The following is a 12,256-nucleotide window of genomic DNA, read 5'->3' on the forward strand; positions in this document are numbered from 1 at the left end:
ACCTCCCCGGGCGGCGGGCCCGCCGTCGTGCGGCCGCTGCGCCGTCAGTGGAAGCGGCGGCCGGTGACGCGCTCGGAGGCGCCGACCCGGTCCAGGTAGGGCGTGATCCCGCCGGTGAACAGCGGGTGCCCGGTGCCGAGCACGAGGCACACGTCCACGTCCTCCGGTCCCGCGACGACGCCCTCGTCGAGCAGGCGGCGCACCTCGTCGGCCAGGGCGTCCTGCACGCGCCGCAGCAGCTCGGGCGCGGGGACCGGGTCGGTGCCCTGCTGCAGGACCTGCTGCGCCGCACCGGTCTCCTCGACGGGTCCCTTGCGGGTGACGAGGTCCGGTCCGCCGGCCCCGACCCAGCGGCGCAGGTTCTCCGAGACGCGGTAGCGGTCGGGGAACGCCGCGGCCAGCGTCTCGTGCACGTGGAGCATGACGGCCGGGCCGACGAACGAGGCGAGCCGGAACGGGGTCATCGGCAGGCCCAGCTCGTCCAGGGCGTGCTCGGCCTCCAGCAGCGGGGTGCCCGCGTCCACGGCCCGCACGACCTCGTCGAACATCCGGGTGGAGACCCGGTTGACGACGAACGCGGGCGCGTCGCGCACGAGCACGCACGTCTTCCTCAGGGCCTTGCCGACGGCGAACGCGGTGGCCAGCGCCGCGTCGTCGGTGCGCCCGGTGCGCACGACCTCCACGAGCGGCAGGACGGCGACGGGGTTGAAGAAGTGGAACCCGACGAAGCGTTCCGGGTGCTCCAGGACGCCCGCCATCTCCGTGACCGACAGGGAGCTGGTGTTCGTGGCGAGGACCGCGTCGGGCGCCAGGAGGGGTTCCAGCTCGCGCAGCACCGCCTGCTTGACGCCCATCTCCTCGAACACGGCCTCGACCACGAACCCGCAGCCGGCCAGCGCGGCCTTGTCGACGGAACCGGAAACCGCGGCGCTCAGGCGGTTCGCGGTGTCGGCGTCGATCCGGCCCTTGCGGGCCAGCTCGGCCACGCCCTCGCGCACGAACCCCACGCCGGCCGCCACGCGCTCCTCGTCGACGTCGGTGAGGACGACGGGCACCTGCAGCCGGTGCAGGAACAGCAGCGCCAGCTGGCTGGCCATCCGGCCGGCGCCGACGACGCCGACGGAGGTGACGGGCCGGGCCAGCTCGGCCGGCGGCGCCCCGGCCGGCGCCTTCGCGTACCGCTGCACCAGGTCGAAGGCGTACAGCCCGGCCTTCAGCTGCGGGGACAGCACGAGGTCGCCCAGCGCCTCGTCCTCGGCCGCGAAGTGCTCCTCGCGGCCGCTGGTGCGGGCGGCGGCCAGCAGGTCCAGCGTGCGGTACGGCGCGGGGGCCGCGCCGCGCACGCGGGCGTCGGCGACGGCGTGCCCGCGCTCGACGGCGGCGTTCCACTCGGCCTCGCCGGCCGGCTCGGGGCGCTCGACGACGACCTCGCCGCGCAGCACCCGGCCGGTCCAGCGCAGGGACTCCACGAGGAAGTCGGCCGGGTGGAACGCGGCGTCGGCGATGCCGCGCTCGGCGGCCTGCGGCCCGGTGAGGGTGCGGTTGCCGGCCAGCGCGTTCTCCACGGCCACCTCGACGGCGACGTCCGGGCCGGCGGTGCGTGGCAGCAGCCAGGTGCCGCCCCAGCCGGGCACGAGGCCCAGGTGCGCCTCGGGCAGCCCCAGGCCGCGCGCGGCGGTGGAGACCGTGCGGTAGGTGGCGTGCAGCGCGGTCTCCAGCCCGCCGCCGAGAGCCAGGCCGTTGACGTAGGCGAACGTCGGCACGGGCAGTTCGCCCAGCCGGCCGAGGACGGCGTGCCCGAGGCGGCCGGTGGCCAGGGCCTCGGCGCGGTCGGTGGCGGTGGCCACGGACTTCAGGTCGGCCCCGGCGCAGAAGACGCCCCGCACGCCGGTGACGCCGACGGCGACGACGCCCTCGGCGACGACGAGCCGCCCGGCCTCCTCCAGCGCCGCGCCGAGCTCCTCCAGGCCGGTGGGCCCGAGGACGAACGGCTTGCGGGCGTGGCCGCTGTCGAGGGTGAGCAGGGCCAGGCGGCCGGGGCCGCCGGGCAGGTCCAGGGTGCGCACGTGCACGGGCATCAGTCGCGGTCTCCCTCGAACGCGGGGTTCTCCCAGACCACGGAACCGCCCTGGCCCAGGCCCACGCACAGGGCGGTCAGGCCGTAGCGGACCTCGGGGTGCTGGGCGAACTGCCGGGCCAGCTGGGTCATCAGGCGCACGCCGGAGGCGGCCAGCGGGTGGCCGATGGCGATGGCGCCGCCCCAGGGGTTCACGCGCGGGTCGTCGTCGGCGATGCCGAAGTGGTCCAGGAAGCTGAGGACCTGCACCGCGAACGCCTCGTTGAGCTCGAACAGGCCGATGTCGTCGATGCTCAACCCGGTGCGGCGCAGCACCTTCTCGGTGGAGGGGATCGGGCCGAGGCCCATGACGCCCGGTTCCACGCCGGCGTAGGCGAACCCGACCATCCGCATCCGGGGGGCCAGGCCCAGCTCGGCGGCGGTGTCCTCGGCGGCGAGCAGGCACGCGGTGGCGCCGTCGGTCAGGGGGGAGGCGTTCCCGGCCGTGACGCGCCCGTGCGGGCGGAACGGGGTGCGCAGCCCCGCCAGGGCCTCCACGGTCGTGTCCGGGCGGGCCAGCTCGTCGGCGGTCGCCAGGCCCCAGCCCTTCGCCGAGCTGGCCACGGCGACGGGGACGAGGTCGGCGCCCACGTGCCCGTCGGCCACCGCCCGCGCGAACTTGCGCTGGCTGGCCGCGGCGTACGCGTCGGCGCGCTCCTTCGTCAGCTGCGGGAACCGGTCGTGCAGCGCCTCGGCGGTCTTGCCCATGTCCAGGGCGTCGGGGGAGACGATGCGCTCGGTGAGGAAGCGCGGGTTGGGGTCCAGGCCCTGCCCGAGGGGGTGGTGGCCCATGTGCTCGACACCGCCGGCCAGCGCCACGTCGAGCGCGCCGACGGCGATCGAGGCCGCGGTCGTCGTGACGGCGGTCATCGCGCCGGCGCACCAGCGGTCCACGGCGTAGCCGGGGGTGGTGACGGGCAGGCCCGCCAGCAGCGCGGCGCTGCGGCCGAGGACGAGGCCCTGGTCCCCGCTCTGCGTGGCGGCCGCGACGGCGACCTCCTCGACCCGTTCGGGCGGCAGGGAGGGGTTGCGGCGCAGCAGCTCCCGCAGGCAGGCCACGACGAGGTCGTCGGCGCGCGTCTCGGCGTGCAGGCCGTCGGGGCGGGCCTTGCCGAAGGGGGTGCGGACGCCGTCGACGAACACGACGTCCCGCGCGCGGGCGCGGGCGGGTGGGGCGGTGCTGGCCACTGGACCTCCTCGTCACGGGCGGCACCGCTCGCGCGGCGCCGGGGCTCCCCGCACAGTACGCGCTCGGGCGAGGTACGCGGTACCGGGCGTGACAGGTACTTCTGCGGCCGGGTGTGGTGAGGTGGGCGGGCAAGCGCTTTCCGGCCTCGCCGGCCGGACCGCAGCACCCACCGATCGAGGAGGATCGTCCGTGCTCGCACGTCGCACCGTCGTCCAGACCGCCGCCGCCACCGCGGCCGCCGCCACGGCCACCGCGGTCGGTCCGGCCCCGGCCGCCGCCGCTCCCGCCGACCGGGACCGCGGGCGGGGCCGCCGCCCGCTCACCGGCCCGGACCGCGCGTTCGTCGACCGGCTGCGCGCCGCCGCCGCCCTGCAGGTCGACACCGTCCTGGCCGCCTACCCCGACCAGGCGGCCGGCCTGTGGCAGAACCGGGCCCTGGCCCGCAGCCTGCGCCGCCTGGTCGCCGTCCACGCCGACCCCGGCGCCGCCCGGTACCGCGACCGCGCGCTGCTGCCGCACCTGGACGCCCTCGTCGCCGCCCTGCGCGCCACGCAGCACGCCGACGGCCTGTGGAGCCAGGGCAACCTGCACACGCCGCCGGACAGCGCCTTCGTCGTCAACGACCTGTGCAAGGTCCTCGCGCTGCTCGAGGCCGACGCGGACCCCGCCGCGGCCGGCGTCCGCGAGGGCGTGCGCACCCTGCTGCGCGCCGTCGGCCCCGCCCTGGCCGCCGGCGGTGTGCACACCCCCAACCACCGGTGGGAGATCTGCAGCGCGCTCGCCCGCCTGGACGCTCTGCTGCCCGACCCCGCCCACGCCCGCCGGATCGGGGAGTGGCTGGCCGAGGGGATCGACGTCGACGAGGACGGGCAGTACTCCGAGCGCTCGGTCATCTACACCTTCGTCGTCGTGAACCCCGCCCTGCAGGTGCTGGCGCGCCTGACCGGGCGCACCCAGCTGCTGGCCACCGTCCGCCGCAGCCTGGACGCCCAGCTGCTGCTGCTGGAGGACGACGGGACGGTCGAGACGGTCCACTCGCGCCGGCAGGACCAGAAGGGCCGCCAGGACGTCGCCGAGGGTGTGCTGGTCTGGCGCGAGGCCGCGCTGGCCGACCGCGACGGCCGCTGCGCCGCCGTCGTGCGGCGCATCGACGAGCGCACCGACGACCTCGCCCGCTCCTTCGACGGCGACGCCTGGGCGGACGTCCTGCTGCACCCCGAGCTGGCCCGCCGCCTGCCGCCGTCCGCCCCGCTCGGCACCGACGGCGAGCACGTCCTGGCCGCCTCCGGTCTGGCCCGGCTGCGCGCCGGGACCGCCACCGCCTCGGTGTTCGCCGGCACCGACGGCGGCGAGGACCCCGACCGTCCCGGGCCGATCGCCTCCGGGCTCTCGACCAACCCGACGTTCCTGCGCTGGCGGCGCGGAGCGGCCGTGCTGTCCTCGGTGCGGCTGGCGCCCCGGTTCTTCTCCACCGGCCACTTCCGCGCCGACGGCCTCGACCCGCGCGGCGGTGGCGCGTACCGGCTGCACCAGCGCATCACCGCGGGGTACTGGCAGCCGCTGGCGCCCGCCGACCGGCGGCCCGACGGCGACTACGACCTGACCCCCGACGGCCGCTTCTGGGCCGCCATGTCCTTCGACCGCCGCCCGCGCGAGGCGCGGGTCCTGGAGACGACGCTGGACCTGCGGGCCGTCGACGGGGACGTGCGCTCCGGCTTCGACCTGACCTTCGCGGTGTCCGGCACCGAGGGCGAGGGGGAGGTGCCCGCCGTCGTCGAGCTGACCTTCGCCGGCGACGGCGAGCTCACCGGCACCGAGGAGCTGGAGGACGGCGCCCACCAGCTCGTCGAGGGGTACGGGACGTGGACGTGCGGCGGGGACGCGATCCGCTTCGGCCCCGGTACCGGCTCGGGGCCGCGTCAGCCGGCGTCCGTCGACCCCGGCGAGCGGTACACCTGGCTGGGCGGCGACCTCGTGCCCGAGGGCACCCGGGTGCTGCTGACCACCACCGTGCCGCGCTCCTGGACCCTGCAGCTGCGCTGACGCGTCCAGCACGAGGCCGGCAGGAGGGGCGGGCGGGCGTCGGGGGACCGGTGCCCGCCCGTCCGGTAGACAGGCGCCGTGGCCGACCGAGAGACCGACCTCGCCCTCGACCTGCCCGCCCTCGCCCGCGGCGGCGACGTGCGGGGCCTGCGCGCCGCGCTGGACCTGCTCGACGTGCCCGCCGTCGTCGACGAGCTCGAACGCGTCGACGCCCTGACCCGCGCCGTCGCCTTCCGCGCGCTGCCCAAGGGCACCGCGCTGGCCGTCTTCGAGGACCTCGACCCCGCCCTGCAGGGCGAGCTGCTGCAGGAGCTGCGCGAGGAGGCCGTGCGCGACATCGTCGCCGACCTGGACCCCGACGACCGCGCCGGCCTGCTCGACGAGCTGCCCGCCGGCGTCACCGCGCGGCTGCTGTCCGGGCTGACCGCCGACGAGCGGCGGATGACGACCGACCTGCTCGGCTACCCGCCCGAGTCCGCCGGGCGCCGGATGACCCCGCAGGTCGTGGCGCTGCCCACCGGGCTCAGCGTCGGCAGCGCCCTGGCCCACGTGCGCCGGCACGGCGAGGACGCCGAGACGATCTACACGCTGCCCGTCGTGGGCGCCGGCCGGCACGTGGAGGGCGTGGTCTCCCTGCGGCGGCTGTTCGTCACCGACGACGTCGTCCCCGTCGCCGACGTGCTCTCCGACCCGGTCGTCGTGCGCGCCGACACCGACCAGGAGGTCGCCGCCCGCGTCGTGCGCGACCACGGCCTGGTCGCCGTGCCCGTCGTCGACGCCGAGGACCGCCTGCTGGGCGTGTTCACCGTCGACGACGCCATGCGGGTGCTGGAGCACGAGGAGGACGAGGACACCGCGCGCGCCGGCGGGTCCGAGCCGCTGCGCAAGCCCTACCTGGCCACGAGCGTGCTGGGCCTGGTGCGCAGCCGGATCCTGTGGCTGCTCGTCCTCATCGCCGCGGCCACCCTGACGGTCAGCGTCCTGGACGCCTTCGAGGACACCCTCAACGAGGTCGTCGCCCTGGCCCTGTTCGTCCCGCTGCTCATCGGCACGGCCGGCAACACGGGCGCCCAGGCGGCCACGACCGTCGTGCGCGCCACCGCCGTCGGCGACGTCCGCTTCCGCGACCTGCCCCGCGTGGTGGGCCGCGAGGCCGTCACCGGCCTGCTGCTGGGCACGGGCCTCTCGCTCATCGGCGCCGTGCCCGCCAGCCTCGTCGCGGGGCCCGAGATCGCCCTCGTGCTGGCCCTGGCCCTCGTCGTGGTCTGCACGCTGGCCACCACCGCCGGCGCCTGCACGCCCATGGTCGCCAAGCGCGTCGGGCTCGACCCGGCCGTGGTCAGCGCGCCGTTCATCACGACGTTCGTCGACGCCACCGGCCTGGTCGTCTACTTCCTCATCGCGCGGGCCGTGCTGGGGTTGTGAGCGGCGAGTAGACTCCTGCGCACAGGCGTCGACCCGGCCATCACCGGCGAGCCTCCGGAAGAACAGGCTCCGCCCGCCCGGGCGGGACCCCACTAGACCCGGACGGGTCCGGCCCGTGACAGCCGGACGACGAGAGGTCGTCGTCGCGTCCCCGCGCGGGGGCCCGCCGGCGGCAAGCGGGGTGGTACCGCGGCACCGCCGGCCCCGGCGGGAGTCGTCCCCGCGGGCCAGCGCGCACCGCGGAGGAGCACCCGTGTCCGACCAGCCGGACGTCGAGCAGGACCAGCAGACCGGCGCCCCGACCAGCAGCCCCCGGTTCCCCGAGATCGAGCGCCGGGTGCTGGACTCGTGGGCCGCCGACGGCACGTTCCGCGCCAGCGTGGACGCCCGCGCCGGCTCCGCCGCCGGGGAGTTCGTCTTCTACGACGGCCCGCCGTTCGCCAACGGCCTGCCGCACTACGGCCACCTGCTCACCGGGTACGTCAAGGACGTCGTGCCGCGCTACCGCACCATGCGCGGGCAGCAGGTGGAGCGCCGCTTCGGCTGGGACTGCCACGGCCTGCCCGCCGAGGTCGAGGCCGAGCGCCAGCTGGGCATCACGCACAAGTCCGAGATCGAGACGATGGGCGTCGCGGCGTTCAACGACGCCTGCCGCACCTCCGTGCTGCGCTACACGCGCGAGTGGGAGGAGTACGTGACCCGCCAGGCGCGCTGGGTGGACTTCGAGGACGACTACAAGACCCTCGACACCGACTACATGGAGTCGGTGATGTGGGCGTTCAAGACGCTGTGGGACAAGGGCCTGGTCTACGAGGGGTTCCGCGTCCTGGCGTACTGCTGGCGCTGCGAGACGCCCCTGTCCAACACCGAGACCCGCATGGACGACGTCTACCGCGACCGGCAGGACCCGGCCGTCACCGTCGGGTTCCGGCTGACCGGCGACGCCGCGCGCGCCGACCTCGACGGGGTCCTGGCGCTGGTGTGGACGACCACGCCGTGGACGCTGCCCAGCAACCTGGCCGCGGCCGTGCACCCGGACCTGGACTACGTCGTCGTCGACGGCGCCGGTGAGCACGCCGGCCGCCGCTTCCTGCTCGCCGAGGCCCGGCTGGGCCACTACGCCCGCGAGCTGGGCGAGGACGCCGCCGGGCGCGTCAGCGCCCACTACCGCGGCGCCGACCTGCTGGGCCTGCGCTACACCCCGCCGTTCGACTACTTCGCCGGCCGCGACGAGCACGCCCACCAGGTCCTGGCCGCCGACTACGTCACCACCGACTCCGGCACCGGCCTGGTCCACATCGCCCCCGCCTTCGGCGAGGACGACAAGCTCGTCACGGACGCCGCCGGCATCACGCCCGTCGTGCCCGTGGACGCCCGCGGCCGCTTCACCGCCGAGGTCCCCGACTTCGCCGGCCAGCACGTCTTCGACGCCAACAAGCCGATCGCCCGCGCGCTGCGCGACGGCCTGCCCAGCGGAGCCCTCCTGCTGCGCCAGGAGACCTACGACCACCCGTACCCGCACTGCTGGCGCTGCGGCAACGCGCTGATCTACCGCGCCGTCTCCAGCTGGTTCGTGAAGGTCACGGCGATCCGCGACCGCATGGTCGAGCTGAACCAGCAGATCACCTGGGTGCCCGAGCACGTCAGGGACGGCTCGTTCGGCAAGTGGCTGGAGGGCGCGCGCGACTGGTCCATCAGCCGCAACCGCTACTGGGGCAGCCCGATCCCCGTGTGGGTCTCCGACGACCCGGCGCACCCGCGCGTCGACGTGTACGGCTCGCTGGAGGAGCTGGAGCGCGACTTCGGCGTGCGCCCGGCCGACCTGCACCGCCCGCACGTGGACGAGCTGACCCGCCCCAACCCCGACGACCCGACGGGGCGCTCGACGATGCGCCGGGTCCCGGAGGTCCTGGACTGCTGGTTCGAGTCCGGGTCCATGCCGTTCGCGCAGGTGCACTACCCGTTCGAGAACACCGACTGGTTCGAGAGCCACTACCCGGGCGACTTCATCGTCGAGTACATCGGGCAGACCCGCGGCTGGTTCTACACGCTGCACGTGCTGGCCACCGCGCTGTTCGACCGCCCGGCGTTCCGCACCTGCGTCTCGCACGGCATCCTGCTCGGCGACGACGGCCGCAAGATGAGCAAGTCGCTGCGCAACTACCCGGACGTGTCCGAGGTGCTGGACCGCGACGGCTCCGACGCCATGCGCTGGTTCCTCATGAGCTCGCCGGTGCTGCGCGGCGGCAACCTCGTCGTCACCGAGCAGGGCATCCGCGACTCGGTGCGCCAGGTGCTGCTGCCGCTGTGGAACACGTTCAGCTTCTACCGGCTGTACTCCTCCACCTCCTCGCACACCCCGCGCTGGCGGACGACGTCCCCCGACGTCCTGGACCGCTACGTGCTGGCCAAGCTGCACGACGCGGTCGTCACCGTCACCGCGCAGATGGACGGCTACGACATCGCCGGGGCGTGCGAGAGCGTGCGGCAGTTCCTCGACGTGCTCACCAACTGGTACGTGCGCCGCTCGCGCGCGGCGTTCTGGGACGGGGAGTCCGAGCGCGCCCGCGACGCGCTGGACACCCTCCACACGGTGCTGGAGACGACGACCCGGCTGCTGGCGCCGCTGCTGCCGCTGGTCAGCGAGGAGGTGTGGCGCGAACTGACCGGCGGGCGCTCGGTGCACCTGACCGACTGGCCCGACCCGGTCGACCTGCCCGCCGACGACGAGCTGGTCGCCGCGATGGACGCCGCCCGCGCCGCGTGCTCGTCGGCGCTGGCGCTGCGCAAGGCCCACGGCCTGCGCGTGCGGCTGCCGCTGCAGCGCCTGGAGGTCCTCGTGCCCGAGCCGGCCGCCCTGGAGCCGTTCGCCCAGCTCGTGGCCGACGAGGTGAACGTGCGCGAGGTGGCCCTGGGCACCCTGGCGGACGCCGCCCGGCACGGGGTCAGCGCCAAGCTGACCGTCAACGCCCGCGCCGCCGGCCCGCGGCTGGGCAAGCAGGTGCAGCAGGTCATCCGCGCCTCCAAGTCCGGCGACTGGGAGGAGCGCCCCGACGGCACCGTCGTCGCCGGCGGGGTCGAGCTCGTCGAGGGCGAGTACGAGCTGAGCACCACCGTCGAGGGCGGCGGCGGCGCGACCGCGGCCCTGGAGGGCGGCGGCTTCGTCGTCCTGGACACCACCGTCACCGAGCAGAACGCCGCCGAGGGCGTGGCCCGCGACGTCGTGCGCCTCGTGCAGCAGGCCCGGCGCGAGGCCGGCCTGCACGTGTCGGACCGCATCCGCCTCACGGTGGCCGCGGACGGGCCCGTGTGGGAGGCGCTGGTGCGCCACCAGGACCTCGTGGTCACCGAGACCCTCGCCCGGCAGTTCGGCTCGGCGGCCTCCGCCGACGCGCTGCCGGCCGAGCGGGCCACGCTGGTGGCCACCGTGGAGGGGCACGAGGTGCGCGTGGCCGTGGAGCGGTCCGAGGACACCGGCGAGAAGACCGAGGGGGCGCGGTGAGCGGCGGGGACCGGCACGACGGCGGCCACGGCCGCGGCGAGGAGCACGGCCACCTGGAGCCGGGCGCGCTGGAGGGCGACGCCTTCGGCGGGGACGCCTTCGGCGGTGACGGCCTGCGCCGCGGCCGCGTGCCGCAGGACCGGCGCCCGCCGGCCACCGCGGCCGAGCGCCGGCAGCAGCGCGAGCGGCGCGCCTCCGGCGCGGACGACGACCCCCGCTACGCCGAGGTCGTCGCCGGGATCCTCGGCCGCAACCCCGAGCACCGCATCCACCCCACCCTGGAGCGGGTGCGCGAGGCGTGCCGGCTGCTGGGCGACCCGCAGCTGGCCTACCGCGTCGTCCACGTCGCCGGCACCAACGGCAAGACGTCGACCACCCGGATGGTCGAGCGGCTCGTGCGCGAGCACGACCTGCGCACCGGGCTGTTCACCAGCCCGCACCTGTCGGAGGTCACCGAGCGCATCTGCGTCGACGGCGAGCCGCTGACCCGGGCCGCGTTCGTGCGCGCCTGGGACGACGTCGAGCCCGTCGTCGCGATCGTCGACGAGCGCGCGCGGGAGGCCGGTGACCCGCCGCTGAGCTTCTTCGAGGTCCTCACCCTCATGGCCTTCGCCGCCTTCGCCGACACCCCCGTCGACGTGGCGGTGGTCGAGACCGGCCTGGGCGGCACCTGGGACGTCACCAACGTCGTGCGGCCCGACGTCACCGTCGTCACCCCCGTCTCGATGGACCACGAGGCGTGGCTGGGGTCCACGCTGGAGGAGGTCGCCGGCAACAAGGCGGGGATCCTCAAGCACGGGGCGACCGCCGTCCTGGCCGCGCAGGAGGAGGAGGCCGCGGCCGTCCTGCTGGCCAAGGCCGCCGCCGAGCGCGTCACCGTCGTGCGCGAGGGCCGCGACTTCGGGGTGGAGTCGCGCTCGCTGGCCGTCGGCGGGCAGCTGCTGTCGCTGCGCACCCGCGGCGGCCTCTACACCGACGTGCTGCTGCCCGTGCACGGCGCCCACCAGGCGCGCAACGCGGCCGTCGCGCTCTCGGCCGCCGAGGCGCTCATCGCCCTGCCCGGCGACCCGCTCGTGCCCGGGCTGGTGGAGGCGGCCTTCGCGGACGTCACCTCCCCGGGCCGCCTGGAGGTCGTGCGCACGTCCCCGACGGTGCTGGTGGACTCCGCGCACAACCCCGCCGGGGCGCGGGCGCTGGCCGAGGCCGTCGCCGAGGCGTTCACGCTCAGCCGCCTGGTCGGCGTGGTCGCGGTCGCGGCGGACAAGGACGTCGAGGCGGTCCTGGCCGAGCTGGAACCGGTGCTGGCCGAGGTCGTCGTCACCCGCTCCTCGACCTCGCGCAGCCTGGAGCCGGCCGAGCTGGCCGAGGTCGCCGAGGGCGTCTTCGGCGAGGACCGCGTGCACGTGGCCGAGCGCGTCGACGAGGCCCTGGCCACGGCCGTGGACCTGGCCGAGGCCGAGGGCGGCGCGCAGTCGGGAGTCCTCGTGGCCGGTTCGGTCGTTCTGGCGGGAGACGTCCGCACCCTGCTCAGGAGGCCCGGTCCGTGAGGAACCCCAAGAGGATGCTCGCCGCCACGACCCTCGTGGCCGAGGCGATGATCGTGTTCTTCGCCACGCTCGTGGCGTCGGCGCTCAACCGCGACCGGCAGACCGAGGTGCTGGTGGCCGGCGGGGTGCTGCTGCTGCTGTGCCTGCTGTGCACGGGGGTGCTGCGCTCGCGCGCCGGGTACGCGCTCGGCTGGGCGCTGCAGGTGGCGATCGTCGCCACGGGGTTCGTCGTGCCGCTGATGTTCGCCGTGGGGGCGGTGTTCGCCCTGCTGTGGGGGTTCGCCGTCTACTGGGGCGACCGGATCGAGCGGGAGCGGGCGGAGGTCGCCCGCCGCACCGCGGAGGACTGAGCCCTCCGGGACCCGCACGAGCGCGAGGCCCCCCCCCCCGCCGGGCCGGGGGCCTCGCGCCGTGGCGGCGCGGTGGGGGCGGGG

General features: G+C 75.9%; 7 protein-coding genes. 5 read left to right on the forward strand and 2 right to left on the reverse strand.

All coding sequences use genetic code 11. From position 1 onward, the window contains the following. Positions 1–44 precede the first annotated feature (44 nt). Both AB8M62_RS19695 and AB8M62_RS19700 read right to left on the reverse strand, forming a co-directional pair. The gene (locus AB8M62_RS19695) at positions 45–2,078 is read right to left on the reverse strand and encodes a 3-hydroxyacyl-CoA dehydrogenase NAD-binding domain-containing protein (protein ID WP_369070631.1); all 2,034 of its coding nucleotides are present in this window, start codon (positions 2,076–2,078) and stop codon (positions 45–47) included. Then, positions 2,078–3,304 carry a thiolase family protein gene (locus tag AB8M62_RS19700; RefSeq protein ID WP_369070632.1) on the reverse strand — a complete coding sequence of 409 codons (1,227 nt, stop codon included), beginning with the start codon at positions 3,302–3,304 and terminating at the stop codon, positions 2,078–2,080. Before AB8M62_RS19700 ends, AB8M62_RS19695 begins: the two co-directional genes overlap by 1 nt. Positions 3,305–3,494: 190 nt before the next feature. Here AB8M62_RS19700 and AB8M62_RS19705 point away from each other — a divergent pair, with 190 nt between their 5' ends. The 5 genes from AB8M62_RS19705 to AB8M62_RS19725 all read left to right on the forward strand — a co-directional run bounded on the left by AB8M62_RS19705 (position 3,495) and on the right by AB8M62_RS19725 (position 12,172). Further along, positions 3,495–5,348, forward strand: coding sequence for a hypothetical protein (locus AB8M62_RS19705; RefSeq protein WP_369070633.1), 1,854 nt, complete (start codon positions 3,495–3,497; stop codon positions 5,346–5,348). 78 nt (positions 5,349–5,426) lie between these two features. After that, positions 5,427–6,773, forward strand: coding sequence for a magnesium transporter (gene mgtE / locus AB8M62_RS19710; protein WP_369070634.1), 1,347 nt, complete (start codon positions 5,427–5,429; stop codon positions 6,771–6,773). 253 nt (positions 6,774–7,026) lie between these two features. Then, positions 7,027–10,275: an isoleucine--tRNA ligase gene (ileS, locus tag AB8M62_RS19715; RefSeq protein ID WP_369070635.1), complete on the forward strand. Its 3,249-nt coding sequence runs from the start codon at positions 7,027–7,029 to the stop codon at positions 10,273–10,275. After that, positions 10,272–11,822, forward strand: coding sequence for a bifunctional folylpolyglutamate synthase/dihydrofolate synthase (locus AB8M62_RS19720; protein WP_444881717.1), 1,551 nt, complete (start codon positions 10,272–10,274; stop codon positions 11,820–11,822). The genes ileS and AB8M62_RS19720 overlap by 4 nt, the downstream gene beginning before the upstream one ends. After that, positions 11,819–12,172 carry a DUF4233 domain-containing protein gene (locus tag AB8M62_RS19725; protein WP_369055741.1) on the forward strand — a complete coding sequence of 118 codons (354 nt, stop codon included), beginning with the start codon at positions 11,819–11,821 and terminating at the stop codon, positions 12,170–12,172. The genes AB8M62_RS19720 and AB8M62_RS19725 overlap by 4 nt, the downstream gene beginning before the upstream one ends. Positions 12,173–12,256: the final 84 nt, after the last annotated feature.

This window comes from Kineococcus terrestris, from assembly GCF_041020755.1.
Lineage (GTDB): Bacteria > Actinomycetota > Actinomycetes > Actinomycetales > Kineococcaceae > Kineococcus > Kineococcus terrestris.